The following is an 18,225-nucleotide window of genomic DNA, read 5'->3' as shown; positions in this document are numbered from 1 at the left end:
CAAATTTTGTGCTGACCGTTTTAATGTTTCACGTGAAACATTATTTGTTTAAGCGATGGTAGTCTTGGTCAAAGTAGTTGCCATTACGAATGTCATCTGGCAAGCCTTTATAAGGCGCTTCGCTAATCACGTCGTCGTTGTTTTGACCAGCGTCACCCATGTAAGTGATGGTGGCGAATTCAGGGACCACTAGTTTAGGATAAGTCGCATACTTTTCGCGTGAAGCTTCCATTAAAGGGATGTGTTCGTTTTGGAAAGTGACGGTGATTTCAGGATGGTCTTGGACCCACTTAGGGAAGAAAATTGTCCCATTGACTTTACCCTCATTTGGCAAGAAGTCGAGCGCTACGTCAGTCCCAGTTGGTTCTGTCCAAGCAACCTTATAAATACCTTCAGTTAATAGGACAATATTGGCTTCTTGGTCTTTAACCCAACGACCAGCGACCATGCCGCCGTGAATCCGGTAGTCGACGGTGTGATCATTCTTCGCGTACCATTCATATTCCCAACCATTGTCATAAGTATAGATAAAATGGGTGCCTAAAAAATCGTCTAATGTTTTAAATGTTTTTGTCATGTTAGTAAACCTCTCTCAATCAAATTAAGTAAATTAAAACGTGTCATTCATTACATGTTTTAAACAACAAGGTTAGTGTATACTGAACTTAATGATTCGTCAAGGAGGAGTATCTCATGGCGCAAAAAAATAAACTACAATTCGTCATTTTAGGCTTGCTAAATCAACAACCGTTGACGGGTTACGATTTAACGAAAGCTTTTGATCACGAAATCGGAGAATTTTGGCAAGCGCAGCATAGTCAGGTTTATCCGCAATTAAAGCGGTTAGAGGAACAGGGGTATATTACCCATGAAATTACAATTAGTGGTGAGAAGCTAGAAAAAAAGCTCTACCATATTACCACGACTGGCCAAGCTATTTTGACAACTTGGATCACGGCTGGGACGCCAGAGTTGACGGCGACTAAGGACGAGTTTATTTTAAAACTCTACTTTATTCGTACGAGTCGTGATCCGCGTTTGCCAGAGATGTTAAGCGAACAATTGCAGCTCCATTCAGAAAAACTACAACATTTGCAAGCCCGTTTGACGACAGTTTTTCCAACTAAAAAATCCCAAACTGAAAACTTTGGGCATTATTTAATTTTGCAGCACGCCCTTGGCCGCGAAAATTATTACGTGACCTGGTTACAAGAGACGCTGGCGGCCTTGCCGCACAAGGCTTAACACTGTTCGGCAAAGAATTGTGGAACGGTCACGTTAGCCAGACTAAAGCGTTATAATAATAATGGTCATTACCAATTCAAACCAATGAGGAGGATTAAAAATGGATAGCAGTAAAATGAATGAACCGTTGATCTATCGGCGGATTCTCTTGACTGTGGATGAGGATGATAATACGTCTTCTGAACGGGCTTTTCGGTATGCCACTACGCTTGCGCGGGATTATGACGTGCCGTTGGGAATCGTTTCCGTGATGGAAAGTGAAGATATCAATATTTTTGATTCACTAACGCCATCTAAGATTCAGGCGAAACGAAGACATGTCGAGCAGGTCGTGCAAGACTATGTTAAGTTAGCTGAAACTAGTGGCATTAAGGACGTTGAACCGCTCGTCTATGAAGGCGGCGATGTGGACGACGTGATTTTGGAACAAGTCATTCCAGATTTTAAACCAGACTTGCTCGTCACGGGTGCCGATACGGAATTTGCACATTCGAAGATTGCGGGTGCGATTGGCCCACGTTTAGCACGTAAAGCGCCAATCTCTGTAATCGTTGTGCGTTAAAACAAAAAATTGAACTCAACCCCCTCAGGAGTTGTGATACGCGGAAAGAGGGCGTACCGTTTTGAAAAAAGAAACGGGCGAAAAGAAGAAGTCCAGTAAATTCATTAAAGAAACTGGCACCCAACGCAAGAGTCTGGATGAAATCAATGGGACGATTGAGGTCCCGGAAGATAAAGGCTATTTCCGGACCTTATTGGCTTATACCGGGCCAGGCGCGTTAATTGCGGTTGGGTATATGGATCCTGGGAACTGGATCACGTCGATCGGTGGGGGTGCGAGTTTTAAGTACACCTTGCTGAGCGTCGTCTTGCTCTCTAGTTTAATTGCGATGTTGTTGCAGGCCATGTCTGCGCGACTGGGGATCGTGACTGGTCGAGATCTGGCGCAGCTTACCCGAGAACGGACCACAAAATGGGCCGGCTTGGGTTTATGGGTCATTACAGAATTAGCCATTATGGCGACTGATATTGCTGAAATTATTGGTTCAGGGATTGCGTTAGAGCTCTTATTCGGATTTCCATTGATTGTCGGGATTACCATTACGGCATTTGATGTGTTGATTCTCTTATTCCTGATGAAATTAGGCTTCCATAAAATTGAAGCGATTGTGGCGACTTTAGTGGCTGTCATCTTGTTCGTTTTTGCTTATGAAGTGTTCTTATCTAAACCGGACGCCTTGGGTGTTTTAGGCGGGTACGTGCCGCGAGCTGAGATTCTGACCAATCAACCAATGTTGTATTTGGCCTTAGGGATCGTTGGGGCCACGGTGATGCCACATGATTTGTATTTAGGGTCATCCATTTCACAGACTCGGAAATATGATATTCATGATGAAGCTTCCGTTCGTAAGACGATTCGTTTCACGATTGCGGACTCGAATATTCAATTAACGTTGGCCTTTGTCGTTAACAGTTTATTGCTGATCTTAGGGGCAGCGCTGTTCTTCGGCACGCACAGTGATCTGGGCCGTTTCGCCGATTTATTCAACGCACTGAATAATTCGAAAATCGTTGGGGCGATTGCTAGCCCGATGCTCAGTATGCTGTTTGCAATTGCGTTGTTAGCGTCTGGGCAAAGCTCCACGATTACTGGGACGTTAGCTGGTCAGATCATCATGGAAGGCTTTATTCATTTACGGATGCCATTATGGGCACAACGGTTGTTGACGCGGTTATTGTCTATTACGCCAGTGCTGATTTTTGCGGTTTACTATCATGGTAATGAAGCAAAAATCGAAGGCCTATTGACCTTATCGCAAGTCTTCTTGTCAGTTGCGTTGCCATTTGCAATGATTCCGCTGATTATTTTTACCAGTGATAAAAAGTTGATGGGTGTCTTTGCCAATCGGCCATGGGTTAAATACACCTCATGGGTCGTGGCAGTTATTTTGATTATCTTGAATTTACAATTGATTTGGACGACCTTAGTTTAAGGTTGGAAAAGCGAGCTTCAGTTCTTGATGAACTGGGGCTCGCTTTTTTAGGGGAGATATTATGTCATACACGAGATTGGGAAACATGGATGACTAATCGAGTTTAAAAAGTGGTCTTAAACCAGGAACTTTGTTCAACGATGAACTTTATTTTTGCCGTTTCTGGGACGGTCAAAAGCCCACCGGGTTGGGAATGTGTAACCCTTGATATGATTGAATTTTAGATTTTATAAAAAGTATCGGTTGCATTTTTAAATGAGTTAGTTATAATAACGATTGTAAAATGATTCACAAAGATTTCAGTGGAGGAACCCGATATGATTAAAACCAACCAAAATTCAAAAGTTGAAACTGAAGTAGATTCACTTGTCCAACGTTCTAAAAAAGCATTGGCAGAATTAAAAACATATACACAGGCGCAAATTGATGATTTATGTGAAAAAGTCGCTGTTGCAGCACTTGATAATCATATGAAATTAGCAAAATTAGCAGTCGAAGAAACTGGCCGTGGTGTTGTTGAAGATAAAGCTATCAAGAATATTTATGCTAGCGAGTATATCTGGAATAGTATTCGTCACGATAAAACAGTCGGAATTTTAAAAGATGATGATGAAACCCAGCTGATGGAGATAGCGGAGCCAGTTGGGATCGTTGCAGGGGTCACTCCTGTGACAAATCCCACGTCAACAGTCGTTTTCAAAACCTTAATTTCGTTAAAAGGTCGGAACACGATTATCTTTGGTTTTCATCCTCAAGCCCAGCGAGCAAGTTCTGAAACAGCTCGAATTATGCAAGCAGCAATTACTGCTGCAGGTGGGCCAGCGGATGCAGTACTTTATATTGAAAAGCCAAATATTGATGCTACCAATGCCTTAATGCATCATTCTGATGTGGCAACCATTTTGGCTACTGGTGGTCCTAGCATGGTAACTGCTGCCTATTCATCTGGTAAGCCAGCTTTAGGTGTTGGCCCTGGTAATGGCCCGACTTATGTCGAGAAGACGGCAAATATTAAACAAGCAGTTAATGACATTGTGTTATCAAAAACATTTGATAATGGGATGATTTGTGCATCAGAAAATAGTGCGGTCATCGATAAAGAAATCTATGCGGCAGTGAAGGCCGAATTTATCCGATTGGGCTGTTACTGGGTCAAGTCAAAGGATGTCCAAGCATTGAGTGATGCAGTGATTGATCCCAACCGGCATACTGTTCGTGGCCCTGTTGCAGGAAAATCTGCTTATCAGATTGCACAGATGGCTGGCTTGCAAGACGTTCCTGTTAATTGTCGTGTTTTAATTGCAGAAATTAATGGTGTTGGCGTAAAATTCCCATTGTCTGGTGAAAAGTTATCACCCGTCTTGACTGTTTATAAGGCGGATTCGCATACCTCGGCTTTCAAGCGGTGTAATGAATTATTACACTATGGTGGTTTAGGTCATACTGCTGGGTTACACACCACAGATGACGAGCTTGTAAAAAAATTCGGATTGGCAATGCCTGCTTGTCGGATTTTAATTAATACACCATCCTCAGTTGGTGGTTTAGGTAACATTTACAATAATATGACGCCATCGTTAACCCTGGGAACAGGGTCGTATGGTGGCAACTCGATTTCTCATAATGTCACAGATATGGATCTGATTAATATCAAAACAGTTGCGAAACGTCGGAATAACATGCAATGGGTCAAGATGCCACCAAAAGTTTACTTTGAGCGTAACTCTGTTCAATATCTAGAACACATGGCTGGAATTGAGAAAGTCTTCATCGTTTGTGATCCTGGGATGGTCGAATTTGGTTATGCCGATCGAGTTACGACGGTGTTAAATCGGCGACCAGAACCAGTTGATATTGATATTTTTTCAGAAGTTGAACCTAATCCATCAACAGAGACTGTTTATAAGGGCGTTGCTCGGATGAAGGCATTTCAACCGGATACAATCATTGCATTAGGTGGTGGTTCAGCGATGGATGCGGCAAAAGGAATGTGGCTCTTTTACGAGCACCCTGAGGCATCCTTCTTGGGTGCTAAACAAAAATTTTTGGATATTCGGAAGCGGACTTATCGGGTCCCAGTTGCCAATAAGGTGACTTATGTTGGGATTCCAACAACTTCTGGGACTGGGTCAGAAGTGACACCATATGCGGTTATTACTGATTCAAAAACCCATGTGAAGTACCCAATTACGGATTACGCTATGCAACCAGATATTGCGATTGTAGACCCTCAATTTGTTGAAACAGTGCCTAAGCGGACGACAGCATGGACAGGATTAGACGTCATTACGCATGCTACAGAAGCCTACGTTTCAACGATGGCGTCAGATTTTACGCGTGGTTGGTCGATCCAAGCGTTGCAACTGGCCTTTAAATATTTGAAAGCTTCCTACGACGGAGACAAGTTGGCGCGCGAAAAGATGCATAATGCGTCTACTCTTGCAGGGATGGCCTTTGCAAATGCGTTCTTAGGGATTAATCATTCCATTTCTCATAAGCTGGGCGGGGAGTTCAATTTACCTCACGGTTTAGCAATTGCAATCACGTATCCGCAAGTTGTTCGATATAATGCGGAAATCCCCACTAAATTAGCGATGTGGCCAAAGTATAACCACAATACAGCGCTGTCAGATTATGCTAATATCGCTAGAGCCTTGGGACTGGCAGGCAAGACGAACGAAGAGTTGAAGGAAAGCTTGGTTCAAGCTTATGTTGATTTGGCACATTCGATGGACGTGACGCTGTCTTTGAAAGCTAATCGAGTTGAAAAGAATCACTTTGACGCGACTGTTGACAAGTTAGCCGAGTTGGCCTACGAAGATCAATGTACAACTGCTAATCCACGAGAACCACTGATCAGTGAGTTGAAAGCCATTATGGAACGTGAATGGGATGGTCAAGGTACTGAAAAATAGTTCGCAGCAATTATTTTATGGATTGTTGACTGAATAGTAAACGAAAAACCGTCATCACTGTACGTCAGTGATGACGGTTTTTGTTATGAAACATCTGATTCTAACAACAATTTGATAAGAAAACGATGGTAGCTGTGGCAATGATACAAGTGAAATGTTTGGATGTTAGTTAGAATCAAATAATTATTACAGAGGGCAAATTTATAATAAATTGTCTATCATTAATTGCTATTGGTAGTATAAATGATTTTCAGAAAGTTTTGTCAAAACATTGCGTAAATGATTACACTAATGATTGTTATTGCCAGTTAGCCTTAATTGTAATAGTTAATATTGCGGAACTTATATTAGTTCCATTTTTGACGTTTGAAGATAGCTCATTAGCCATTAGTATTATGAATGTAGCCAAGAGGTGATTATGTGACAACTAGTAATGGTATGGACGAACAAGTAAGTGATGACGTTCAAAGAGTTATTGCATATATTTATTCCAAGGATTTAGTGCACTATTCAGAATTAACTAAGTTGTTAGATGTCTCTAGGAAAAAAGTTCCAAAGTATCTTGATTTGGTAGAGGAGGCTCTGAATGGAACAGATGTTAGATTAATTCGCAAACGTAATGTTGGTATCTATTTTGAAGGTGACTTCGATAAGTTTAAACAAAAATTTCAGGATGATGCACAGTTATTAAATCTTGATGCAGTTGGGCGTGAAAGTCTGATTTTGTTAAAACTGTTGATCTCAGATCATGAAATAACAATGGCGCGATTATGCGAGCGCTTTTATATCAGTGGGAGCACTTTAGATCGTGATATTAAACAAATAAAAATATCATTAGCCAAGCACCATCTGCAGCTATTGAGCGATAATCATGGTCTTTATGTGAAAGGTACTGAACGCAATAAGCGCAACATTGCAAGTAAAATCGTTGCACGATATTGGCGTGAATCGGTCAAAGCAAATGCCCGTGTGGTTAACTTTCCGAGTTCTTTGAACGAATTAATAGATAAGGACTCGCTAAATAAGGTTCAAACAGTTTTACATGAATTACAGATCAAGACGGAGTTAAATTTTACGGAATATCAATATCAATCGCTGCTGATTCATATTTGTATTTCGACGCTACGAATTAAGAATGATCGCTTTCTACAAGATAGTGATTATGGTGTTAATCAGTTTTGTGAAGAGACCAGAGTGTTGGTTAAATTGTTGGAAACAACTTTGAAAATTAATATTCCTGTGACTGAACAAGAATATTTAAATATTCATATTTTAGCTGCGAAAAAGAATCGAATTGAAGTTACTGATTTTGAGCAACATACTAAGCTAAATGCGAAATTGCAAACGTTTTCTTTGTTTTTGACTGACGAACTCGCAGATTATGATGACCAACTCATCAATGACTTAGCAATTCACTTGGAACCGGCATTGCATCGTTTTCAAGTGGGATTACAGGCTTTTAATCCTTATACCAAGGAAATTATCAAACTTTATCCTCAATCTTTTGAGTTAGCCTTCGAATTAAGCCAAAAGATTGATCAACGATTCATGGTTACGATGGATAAGAATGAGATTGCTTATCTAGCGCTTCACTTTGAAGCCTTTCTAGAACGCAATCAACCAACAGCTCAAATTAAGAGTTTTGTCAATATCGTTGTTGTATGTAGCACAGGAATGGGTACCGCACGTTTGCTGACCCAAAGGATTCGTCGTTATTTTAATGGTGAAGTTGTAGTTAGACGGGTTATCTCGGTATCAGAATTATTTAGAACCAAGATTTCAGAGGATTTAATTGTTAGTACGTTACCATTGGATATTCCAAATCAGCGAGTTGTAGTAATTGAGCCATTCTTCAATGAAGCAGAACGGGTTCTTTTGAAGAAACAGATTAATGAAATATTAGGCAAGAAACAACCAACTTCTAATGCATTTATGACATTGTTGAGTTCTCAGCTAATATTTGTTAATCAAGTGTTAAATACTCAACAAGCGGTAATTAACTATGTGGGTGAACACCTGATTGCTAAAAAGTTTGCAAAATCTGGAGTTATTGAGGCAGCACTTGAACGTGAAAAGGTAGCTTCGACAGTTATTGAAAAAGGCTTGGCCGCTATTCCGCACACAGCTAGCAAATACGTAAATAAGTCTAGTATCTCGATCTTTATTAATCCAGGTGGTATTCAATGGGGTGATGATACTGTTAAGATCGTGTTCTTCATTGGATTCAGTCAGAAAGATTTAAAAACTTTGTCACTAGATGAAGTGTATAAATACTTTGATCGCCTGTTAGCTTCTAAGAAAACAATGACTCAACTAGTTGCTGCTAAGGATGTTCCTGCGGTTCTGCAAATAATTAATGAATTTTATAACTAATGAAAAATTTGAACTTAAGAGGGTGATGCGACATTCTTATTAGCGTCGCAATCAATATTAATGAAATGAAGGATGGTAAATTATGAAAGTATACTTAATAGGTCTCGGAAAAATGGGTTATAATTTAGCGCTTAACATGAAAGCGCATGGACACCAGGTGGTTGGATTTGATGTTAGTGTGGATGTGTTAAAGAAAGCAAATGCCGATGGTATCGAGACAATTGATTCTTTAGACCAATTACAAAAGGATACGGAACGAAAAGTTATTTGGGTGATGTTGCCAGCTGGTAAGATTACCAATTCAACTTTGTTACGATTGAAAAAGCTAGTTTCTGAAAATGATATTGTGATTGACGGTGGTAACTCGGACTATCACGTTTCTGTTGAACGAGCTAAAGAATTTGCTGACATGAAGGTCTTCTTTATGGACATCGGGACATCTGGTGGGACATACGGGGCATTACATGGTGCCAGTTTTATGGTTGGCGGAGATGAAAGCGCTTACGAATACATTGAACCATTACTTAAGTCCATGGCAGCTGAAGACGGCTTGCTGTATACCGGTAAATCGGGCAGTGGTCATTACTTAAAAGTTATTCATAATGCAATTTTACATTCAATGATGGAAGTTATTGGTGAAGGGTTTGATCTATTACATGCTAGCCCATTTGACTATGACTTAAAGAATGTTGCTTATACCTGGAATAAGTCGGCTGTGATTCGTGGTTGGTTAATGGAATTAATGTATCATGCGTTGGATCAAAACAAGAAGCTGGATGATGTCAGCACAGTCATTCATTCAAGTAGTGCTTGTGCAGATGCAGTTAAATCAGGAATGGATTTAAATATTCCGGTGCCGGCATTTGGACTTTCATTATTGATGCGCCAAAGAACTCAAAATCAAGCAACTTTTGATGCAAAAGTTATTAACTCCTTGAGAAAGGAGGTTGGCGGTTATCGGCCGGAAGCGTAGGTTATTCTATTGGTATAACGTGGAACATCAAAAAGGTAGAACTATATACTGTTGGAACACTTTAATCAGTTATATAAGATTATTTTTAATTTTATCAGGCGTAATTCTCTGTGTTCAGAATCATTATGTGATTGCGCTACTGGTTGTACTGGCCTATGGTGTTATTTACTTCTCGTACCTTCATAAGAATCACAATATCCTACTTAAGATTCATCAAAAAGAATCAATTGCAAAGATTACTGGATTTCGATATTCATTTGTTCGCCCGTTACAAATATGGGTTAAGTAGAATGTCAGGTAATTACCAATAGAAAAGGTTTATCAATTGAAGGTAGTGAAATTATGAATGATTTGATAAAAGACAATATTAATTTGCATGCAAATGTGAAAACAAGAAAAGAAGCGCTATATCAAATGAGCGTTATGCTTGAAAAGAATGACGTCATCAGTGATAAAGATGCTTTTTATGCAGCTGTACTTGACCGTGAAGCGATTGGCCCTACTGGAATGGAAAATGGCATTGCGATTCCTCACGGTGAATCCGATGTTGTTAAAGATGCAGCTATCGCAGTTTTTAAGACTAACCAAGATCTGAAATGGGATAGCTTAGATGGAAAGCCAATTAAATTAATCTTCATGTTGGTAGTCCCGACACAGCATCGAGATGTTAACCATCTGAAGATACTATCGCATCTCTCGGCAGCGTTAACTCATAAAGATGTTCAGCAACGGTTATTAACAGAAAACAATGTAATCGATTTCAAAAAAATATTAGAAAAATCTGGAGGTATGTAGTTATGAAAATTGTTGGTGTAACGGCTTGTACCGTAGGAATTGCACACACTTATATGGCTCGTGAAAAATTAATTAGTGCGGCTAAGAGCTTGGAAATGGAAGCGCATGTTGAAACGCAAGGTAGTGCTGGGATGGAAAACCAGTTGACGGAAGAGCAAATCCAAGCGGCTGATATTGTTATTATCGCTGCCGATGTTGCTATTACTGGTGAAGATCGGTTTCATGGAAAGGCAGTTGTCAAAGTTCCAACCAATACTGCCATTCAAACGCCTGAAAGTTTATTACGGACAATCCAAAAGAAGTTGCAGGTTGCTAATTAATTTTAGTTGAGTGTCATAAACTTTAAGGAGTGGTAGGACATGTATCGGGATATATTTAAAATCGACAACTTAAAAAGACACTTTTTAAGTGGATTATCTTATATGATTCCTCTTATCATTATGTCTGGATTTTGTACCGCAATTGCCCGAATTATAGGTGAAACAGAGACTAAAGGCTCGTTTTCTTATTATCTACTTGCAGCTGGTAATGATGGCTTTTCGATTATGATTGCGGTTCTGGCTGCTGGGATTGGATATTCGATTGCCGGTAAATCGGCAATCGCACCTGGCTTGTTAGGTGGTTATCTTTCGACGGTGGTTAATGCTAGTTTTTTAGGCGGGATTATTGTCGGGATTACGTCTGGGATGTTAGTTCTCTGGTGTAACAGTTGGAAGTTGCCGAAGTCAGTTAAGTCGATGGTGCCATTAGTTATTATTCCATTATTAGGCGGGATTTTAGAGACAGTATTAGTTATGTACGTCATCGGTCCACCGTTAGCCGCATTGACTGGGGCCGCAGTCAAATTCTTTATGGGTATGAATCATGCTTCAAGATTTGTACTTGGATTCTTACTTGGTAGTATGACGGGGTTTGATATGGGTGGACCAGTTAATAAAATCTCATTTGCGATTGTTACTGCGTTTGCATCTTCAGGCGTCTGGGGTCCAGCGGCAGGTAAAAACGTTGCTGCGATGGCACCGCCATTGGGGATTGCACTCTCTGTATTGTTATTCTCACCACATAAGTATACGAAAGCTGATCGTGAAAATGCGAAAGCTGCAATTATTATGTCAATGTGTCAGGTTACTGAAGGTGCCTTGCCGTTTGCCTTTGAAGACCCGATTCGAGTGATACCTGCAGTTGTATTAGGATCGGGAATTGCTGATGGCTTGATTTTGTCGTGGGGTGTTACGGTACCATTACTTTCAGGTGGAATCTTTACCATTCCAGTTGCAAGTAATCCCTTCCTCTATTTAGCAGCGCTACTAATTGGTGCTTGTATCACTGGGGTAACGCTTTCCCTAATCAAGCCCAAGATAAAGGAAGGCTCTAAAGAAGAAGAAGTTCATGATGATTTAGATATCGATATTAATATTGATTAAAGATTAGGAGATTGTTAGTTATGACTAGACCAAATTTACAAATTGCTTTGGATCAGGATTCTTTGGAAGACGCACTTGGAATTGTCAAACAGGCTGGTCCTGAAGTTGATGTTGTTGAAGCTGGAACTATTTTACAATTACAAGAGGGTGTTAAAGCAGTCCGTTGTTTACGGCATATGTTCCCAGATAAGATTGTCGTTTCTGATACTAAGTGTGCAGATGCTGGTGGAACTGTGGCAAAACACAGTAAAGATGCTGGCGCTGATTGGATGACAATGATTTGTTGTGCAACGATCCCAACGATGCAAGCTGCTAAGAAAGAATTGAATGACTTACAAGTTGAATTGTATGGCGATTGGACTTGGGATCAAGCCAAAAAGTGGCGTGAGATTGGGATTGATCAAGCTGTCTATCATCAAAGCCGAGATGCTTTATTGGCTGGTGAAGTTTGGGGCGAAAAAGATTTATCAGTTGTTAAAAAGCTAATTGATATGGGATTTAAAGTTTCAGTTACTGGTGGTTTAACCGTTGATACCTTGAAACTCTTTAAAGGTGTTCCTGTCTTTACATTTATTGCTGGTCGAGCAATTACTGGTCAAGATGATCCACATGCTGCTGCAAAAGCATTACGGGATGAAATAACCAAGTATTGGGGCTGATATAAATGCTTGGAATCTATGAAAAAGCTTTACCACATCAAATGGACTGGAATCAGAAATTAAAATTGGCGAAAGACTTGGGGTTTGATTTCGTTGAAATGTCAGTTGATGAAAGTGATGAACGCTTAGCACGATTAGACTGGGATAGTAATGAAGTTGAGGCTGTACATCAAGCCATTGTTCGTAATAATTTGCCAATCTTATCGATGTGTTTAAGTGGTCATCGGCGGTTCCCACTAGGGTCACTGCAGCTTAAAAGTCGCGAGACGGCGTTGTCAATGATGTTAAAAGCGATTAAACTTGCTTCTCGACTTGGCATTAGAAATATCCAATTAGCCGGTTATGATGTTTATTATGAAGATAAGTCACCCCTAACTCGGCAATTGTTTCTACAAAACTTGACTAAATGTGTCAAAATGGCTGAAAAATATGAAGTTATGCTTTCAATTGAAATCATGGATGATCCGTTTATTAATTCAATCTCCAAGGTTCAACATATTAAGACGTTGATTCATAGTCCTTGGTTACAAGCCTACCCGGATATCGGTAATTTATCTGCTTGGCCAGAAAATGATGTTGGTTACGAGTTGGAACATGGCATTGATAATATTGCTGCGGTTCATTTAAAGGATACATTACCAGTTCATGGTGATTTCCCAGGTAAATTTAAAAATGTACCGTTTGGTGAGGGTGCTGTTGACTTCGTTGGCTGTTTAAGAATATTGAAGTCATTGGGGTACAATGGTCCTTACATGATTGAGATGTGGAGTGAGACAAGCTCAAACCCAGTTAAGGAAATCAAAGTGGCTAAGCAATTTATTGACGAGGTATTTGCAAAGGCTGAAACGGAGGTTGACGATCATGCTTGAAACGTTGAAACAAGAAGTCTATGAGGCGAATATGCAATTACCAAAGTTAAATTTGGTAACATTCACATGGGGAAATGTGAGCGGTATTGATCGTGATAAAGAGCTATTTGTCATTAAACCAAGCGGTGTCGCCTATGATAAATTGAAACCGAATGACATGGTCGTGGTAGATTTGGACGGTCAGATTGTTGAGGGCGAGTTGAATCCCTCTAGCGATACGCCAACGCATGCAATTTTATACCGTGAATTTCCTGAAATTGGCGGTATTGTCCATACTCATTCACCATGGGCAGTTTCCTTTGCGCAGGCTGGAATGGATGTACCCGCTTGTGGAACCACGCATGCAGATACTTTCTATGGCCCTGTACCAGTGACACCACAACTCAGTCGGGAACAAATTACCGATGATTATGAGGGAAACACCGGCCGTGTTATTGTTGAAACGTTTAAAAAATATCAATTGGATACAGATGCTGTACCAGGTGTCTTAGTACAAGATCATGGCCCATTTACTTGGGGGGCAACTCCGGATAAAGCAGTTTATAATGCGAAGGTGTTGGAAGTTGTCGCTGAAACGGCATATCATACCATGCAATTATCAGGGCATACTGACCCTTCAGTACCACAATATTTATTGGATAAACATTACTATCGCAAGCACGGTGATAACGCTTATTATGGTCAAAGTAACCCCAAATCAATGACGCATGAACATATTTTGTAAAAAGAACTGGTAGATTGGCTTGAGTAATTGTTTTTTACTCAAGTCAATTTTTTGTACACCCGGCATGGGTGATAACTAGGCGGTGTGAGTCCGCTGTGGGCCGCAGTAGTCAGATCCACGAGTTGAAGGCAAGGGTATCTGCCGCAAGACGGAATCTGAAGTAAGCCTAAAACAAAGTACTGAACTGATGAATAAGAAGTGGCGACAAGGCTAGCCTTATTTGGACGAAGTTGCCAAATAAGCTGAAATCTAATATTACTCGAAGATAATGAAAGTAAAGCCAACAGTTGCATGGTACGAAAGCTATCACGCTTACCAGGAGGGACCTGATTTACAAGTCCCCGGCTAGAACACCGATATGGTATACAGGAACAATTTAGCCAGTGATGGTTACTTGAGCATTTCAGCAGTCAAGTAATTGAACGTAAATACCAGCGAGGTCACCTTTCTTTTGGTTACCGGCGGTTGGTGTAATTGCAATTAAATCGTAAATAATGGTTGTAAAGGCTTGTTTGAGTTCAGTTCCTTTAACTTTTTTAAATAGCTTTTAACTTGATGGGAAGGAACAACCTCATAAGCCAATATCTTTTTTTAACTGTTCCTTAGTCATAGGCGATTCGTTTGCTAAGGTTTCTTGCTCAATTTGTTTGAGTGCCTGTGGAATGGCTTGTTGGCGCTTTTTAAATTCATCTACTAGTTTGTAGCTAGGAGTTTCCTCGGCGATTAAATCGGTTAGGATCTCTGCGTCAAAATTTAGAATCGGATTCTCTTCAACGAAGCGATAAAAAATGCCATCGGTGGTTAGTTCAGGTTCCACAGTAACACCAGCAGCAATGTTGAATGTACTTGGGACGGTTAATGTTATTGAATTACCTTGTTTTCTAGTTTTAGTTTTCATTTTAAGCCTCCAATTGATGTCATGCGAATATGACTACAAGGGTAGTATACAAGTTGTCGGATGTAATTACAAGTTTGTACATCTGAAACCTGAATTGATGAAATACACGGTAAGCAAAAAGAGCCTGGACAAAGATCCAGACTCTCGTGATTACGCTTGTTGAAGTGATTCAGATTTTTCATTTCCAGTTTCAGAAACAGTGGTACTTAAAATTTCATCACCGAAATTAACATTATTGCCTAAACTGACAGTTTTAATTGAATTAAATTCTTTAGTGTTAGTGACAATGATAGGTACTGTCATATCATATCCGTCTGCTTCAATAGCTTTGATATCAAAGGTTTCTAATAAGTCACCGGCTTTAACAATGTCGTTAACCTTAACCTGAGTATCGAAATGTTCACCTTTCAGGTTGACGGTATCTAGTCCTAAATGGATGAGTAATTCAATGCCAGTGTTGGATTTTAAGCCAATCGCATGTTTAGTGGGAAAGACTGAGACGACTTGGCCATCAAATGGTGCATGTACCTCGCCAGTGGTAGGTAGGATAGCTAATCCTTTACCCATCATTCCAGTTGAGAAAACTTCATCTTTAACGGCGGATAATGGCATTGTTTGACCAACTAATGGTGAGCCAACTTCACTGGCTTTGACTGCAACGTTGAGCTTCTTTGCTATAACTGGTTTAGGCTTAACAACTTCACCAAATACCATACTTAAGGCAAAAGCAACACCGAAAGCAACAACCAATGAGATTAGGAACCCGATAAAGGAACTATCAAAACCATTTTTGCCCATGAACATTGGAATCCCGAAGATACCACCAGGCGCAAAACCGCCGTACATCTTGGCACTTGAAAATCCTGCAATTGCACCACCAAATGCTGAACCGATTGAGGCCATTACGAAGGATTTCTTATGAGTAATTGTGACACCGTAAATAATAGGTTCAGTAATTCCGAGAATCCCTGATAATGTCGCTGAAGCGGCCAATTCTTTGAATTTTGGATCTTTAGCCTTGATGGTTAGCGCTAATGCGGCACCAACTTGACCAAAAACAGTGCAGAATAACATTGCGTCAATTGGGTCGTAACCTTTAGTAGCAATATTATTTAGGAAAATCGGAATGAAGGCCCAATGTAAGCCAAGTAAAACAGCTAATTGCCAAATTCCGGCTAAAACAAATCCCGCAACAACTGGTGCAATGCCGTAAACCCAGAGAACTGCATCAGCTAGCCAAGTACTTAACATACTAGTGATTGGTCCTACGACCAAGAAGGTTGCTGGAACGACGATTACCAAACTCAGTAATGGTACAAAAATCATTTGTAATGATTTCGGTAATTTAGCTTTTAGTAATTTGCTGACTAAGGATAGCAACCAAGCAGCTGCAATGATTGGAATTAGTGTTTGAACATAATTCATTAAAATAACTGGTGCTCCTAAAAAGGTTAGGCTAGTTTTAGCTGTGTAGGCACTAACCATACTTGGGTAGACTAAAGCACCACCGATGACTGCAGTTAAATATGGATTGGTTTTGAAAGTGTTTCCAGCTGCAAATCCCAAAATAATTGGTAAGAAATAGAAAATAGCATCGGATGCAGCGTATAAGATCATGTAGGTTCCTGATTTAGCAGTGAGCCAACCGGTAGCAGTACATAAGGCCAGTAGTCCTTTCAAAACACCAGAAGCGGCTAAAACACCTAAGACTGGCATAAATAGTGAAGATAATAGTGCCACAGCCTTATTCCAGAAACTGGTGTCTTTGTCATCATCATCAGTTGATTCGGTTGTTGAAATGTTACACAACAGTGGCATCACTTGATTGTAGATATCATCAACCTTGTCTCCAATAACAACTTGGTATTGACCGCCACTTTTTACAACGGTCATGACACCATCCAAATCTTTAATTGCATCAGTATCAGCAATGCTTTCATCTTTAAGCTTAAAGCGCAGTCTAGTAACGCAATGAACTAAGCTTTTAACATTATCGACGCCACCTACTAGTGAGACAATCGATTTTGCTAGGTCTTTATCTTTCATAATAATTAACCCTCCCGTTTATTAATTTTAATTAGAACATCTTCTAAACAAGTTGATAGACCGATTCGAGTTGACGAAATCCAGTGACCTTGTTTTTCTAAATGAGTTTGTGGATCCCAGATGGTAATTTTAGAATTTTCTTGATTCAATCCTAATGGTGTAACGTCTAATTCAGTATTAGTTGGTAAATAAATTAGGTAGCTCGTTTGAGTATCGTTAGTGGCTGATTGAATTTGTACAGTGTCATTCAACGTTTTACCAGTAGGGTTACAACCACTTGGAAAAGTTGTTGTCATGATTTGCTTTAAGAAAGCTAAATCGTTGGCACCTCGAAAGCGTAAGGCATCATGCCAATCAAAAGGGACATCAAACCCTTCACCAGCGACAATTCCAAAGCTAGCACCAGTGTGATGCCAACTCCAGATACCGTGTGCACCGTAAGTAATTCCTGCATTAGCACCAGCTAGCACGGATGACCAAGCTGCGGTTCGAACATCATGTGGACTGAAACGCCCATATTTTTGACGACTGTAACTAATTTGGTCGTAACATGGTTCTGTATTAATCATTGGCCCGTCAAACTTCGCTCGCTCGGCTAACGGAATTGTATATGCAGTAGCCTGACCATCGATATTGTGACCTGATTGATAACTAAAGAAGTCCATTTGGTCCAAGAACTCTTCTGGTACATCACTAAAACGACCTTTAATATGAAATGAATACAATGCGTCAGGATCATTTTCTTTGGCCGTTTTTAAAACTTCACGATAATAATTAATCGTCTTTTCAGTGTTAAAGTCTGTATCGCCACTTACGAAATAGATTGGATCAAATTTTTTAAACCGTTTTGTAACGTAGGCGACATAGTGACTTAAGTCCTTAAAAGTAAAAAGGTTATTACGTGCAATATGAGAAGCCCAAGTATCTGGAACATAGTTAGCCCACAGTAAAACTAGTGCGGGAATCATATGATGTGCTTGCACATTAGCTAACATTTCCTCAGCACGGTCAAAATAAGCCGTGTTGATTTTGGAATAGTCGAAAGTGTAACCGCTGTCATTTTTGGTGATGGCGAATGGGTAAATGTTCAAGTCGTTTCCACTGGCATCCCATTGCTTTAATAAGTTGATTTGAACAACGTTGAATCCTTGTTGTTCACGATAATCTAAATAATAATTCCAATCAGTTTTTGCAATGTTGGTAAAAGCACTCCAACAGGTGTCAGCAAAGTAAAAGAAAGGCTTTGAATTTTGATAAATTTGATGATTGCGAACCGATAACATTATTTCACGCCCCTTGCGAATACGCTT

Annotated in this window: 16 protein-coding genes and 1 pseudogene; 12 read left to right on the top strand and 5 right to left on the bottom strand. The window is 40.0% G+C overall.

Going from position 1 to position 18,225, the window contains the following annotated elements; translation table 11 throughout:
• Positions 1–40 precede the first annotated feature (40 nt).
• Positions 41–577, bottom strand: coding sequence for a phenolic acid decarboxylase (locus tag FFM70_RS00975; RefSeq protein WP_137614996.1), 537 nt, complete (start codon positions 575–577; stop codon positions 41–43).
• 116 nt (positions 578–693) lie between these two features.
• Here FFM70_RS00975 and FFM70_RS00970 point away from each other — a divergent pair, with 116 nt between their 5' ends.
• The 12 genes from FFM70_RS00970 to FFM70_RS00910 all read left to right on the top strand — a co-directional run bounded on the left by FFM70_RS00970 (position 694) and on the right by FFM70_RS00910 (position 13,971).
• Positions 694–1,245 carry a PadR family transcriptional regulator gene (locus tag FFM70_RS00970; protein ID WP_137614995.1) on the top strand — a complete coding sequence of 184 codons (552 nt, stop codon included), beginning with the start codon at positions 694–696 and terminating at the stop codon, positions 1,243–1,245.
• 100 nt (positions 1,246–1,345) lie between these two features.
• Entirely contained in the window at positions 1,346–1,807 is a 462-nt protein-coding gene (locus FFM70_RS00965) for a universal stress protein (protein ID WP_137614994.1), read from the top strand.
• A 61-nt stretch (positions 1,808–1,868) separates the two neighbouring features.
• Positions 1,869–3,239, top strand: a complete 1,371-nt coding sequence (locus tag FFM70_RS00960) for an Nramp family divalent metal transporter (RefSeq protein WP_137614993.1) — start codon at positions 1,869–1,871, stop codon at positions 3,237–3,239.
• Positions 3,240–3,556: 317 nt separating this feature from the next.
• Positions 3,557–6,154: a bifunctional acetaldehyde-CoA/alcohol dehydrogenase gene (adhE, locus tag FFM70_RS00955; protein ID WP_137614992.1), complete on the top strand. Its 2,598-nt coding sequence runs from the start codon at positions 3,557–3,559 to the stop codon at positions 6,152–6,154.
• Between the two features lie 420 nt (positions 6,155–6,574).
• Positions 6,575–8,527 carry a BglG family transcription antiterminator gene (locus FFM70_RS00950; protein ID WP_137614991.1) on the top strand — a complete coding sequence of 651 codons (1,953 nt, stop codon included), beginning with the start codon at positions 6,575–6,577 and terminating at the stop codon, positions 8,525–8,527.
• Between the two features lie 82 nt (positions 8,528–8,609).
• Entirely contained in the window at positions 8,610–9,500 is an 891-nt protein-coding gene (locus tag FFM70_RS00945) for an NADP-dependent phosphogluconate dehydrogenase (protein ID WP_137614990.1), read from the top strand.
• Positions 9,501–9,842: 342 nt separating this feature from the next.
• Entirely contained in the window at positions 9,843–10,295 is a 453-nt protein-coding gene (locus tag FFM70_RS00935; protein ID WP_223877394.1) for a PTS sugar transporter subunit IIA, read from the top strand.
• A gap of 2 nt (positions 10,296–10,297) precedes the next feature.
• Entirely contained in the window at positions 10,298–10,615 is a 318-nt protein-coding gene (locus tag FFM70_RS00930; protein WP_137614987.1) for a PTS fructose transporter subunit IIB, read from the top strand.
• A 39-nt stretch (positions 10,616–10,654) separates the two neighbouring features.
• On the top strand, positions 10,655–11,719 hold the full coding sequence (locus FFM70_RS00925; protein ID WP_137614986.1) for a PTS fructose transporter subunit IIC: 1,065 nt from the start codon (positions 10,655–10,657) through the stop codon (positions 11,717–11,719).
• Positions 11,720–11,739: 20 nt separating this feature from the next.
• On the top strand, positions 11,740–12,378 hold the full coding sequence (locus FFM70_RS00920) for a 3-keto-L-gulonate-6-phosphate decarboxylase UlaD (protein WP_137614985.1): 639 nt from the start codon (positions 11,740–11,742) through the stop codon (positions 12,376–12,378).
• A 5-nt stretch (positions 12,379–12,383) separates the two neighbouring features.
• Complete coding sequence (locus tag FFM70_RS00915) at positions 12,384–13,247, top strand: L-ribulose-5-phosphate 3-epimerase (RefSeq protein ID WP_171002267.1); 864 nt, start codon at positions 12,384–12,386, stop codon at positions 13,245–13,247.
• Positions 13,240–13,971 (top strand): L-ribulose-5-phosphate 4-epimerase, encoded by a 732-nt coding sequence (locus FFM70_RS00910; protein ID WP_137614984.1) that lies wholly within the window; start codon positions 13,240–13,242, stop codon positions 13,969–13,971. The genes FFM70_RS00915 and FFM70_RS00910 overlap by 8 nt, the downstream gene beginning before the upstream one ends.
• Positions 13,972–14,374: 403 nt before the next feature.
• On the opposite strand, the pseudogene FFM70_RS00905 reads toward FFM70_RS00910, so the two are convergent.
• The 4 genes and pseudogenes from FFM70_RS00905 to FFM70_RS00890 form a co-directional block, all read right to left on the bottom strand.
• Positions 14,375–14,503 (bottom strand): annotated as a pseudogene (locus FFM70_RS00905) (type II toxin-antitoxin system RelE/ParE family toxin); the annotation flags it as partial.
• A 39-nt stretch (positions 14,504–14,542) separates the two neighbouring features.
• Complete coding sequence (locus FFM70_RS13895; protein ID WP_179951157.1) at positions 14,543–14,869, bottom strand: hypothetical protein; 327 nt, start codon at positions 14,867–14,869, stop codon at positions 14,543–14,545.
• 150 nt (positions 14,870–15,019) lie between these two features.
• Positions 15,020–16,915 carry a beta-glucoside-specific PTS transporter subunit IIABC gene (locus tag FFM70_RS00895; RefSeq protein ID WP_137614983.1) on the bottom strand — a complete coding sequence of 632 codons (1,896 nt, stop codon included), beginning with the start codon at positions 16,913–16,915 and terminating at the stop codon, positions 15,020–15,022.
• A 5-nt stretch (positions 16,916–16,920) separates the two neighbouring features.
• Entirely contained in the window at positions 16,921–18,198 is a 1,278-nt protein-coding gene (locus FFM70_RS00890) for a glycoside hydrolase family 140 protein (RefSeq protein WP_171002266.1), read from the bottom strand.
• Positions 18,199–18,225 lie beyond the last annotated feature (27 nt).

Origin of the sequence: Lactiplantibacillus nangangensis (assembly GCF_005405065.1) — a bacterium.
Lineage (GTDB): Bacteria > Bacillota > Bacilli > Lactobacillales > Lactobacillaceae > Lactiplantibacillus > Lactiplantibacillus nangangensis.
This window is presented reverse-complemented; position numbering and strand designations above follow the sequence as displayed.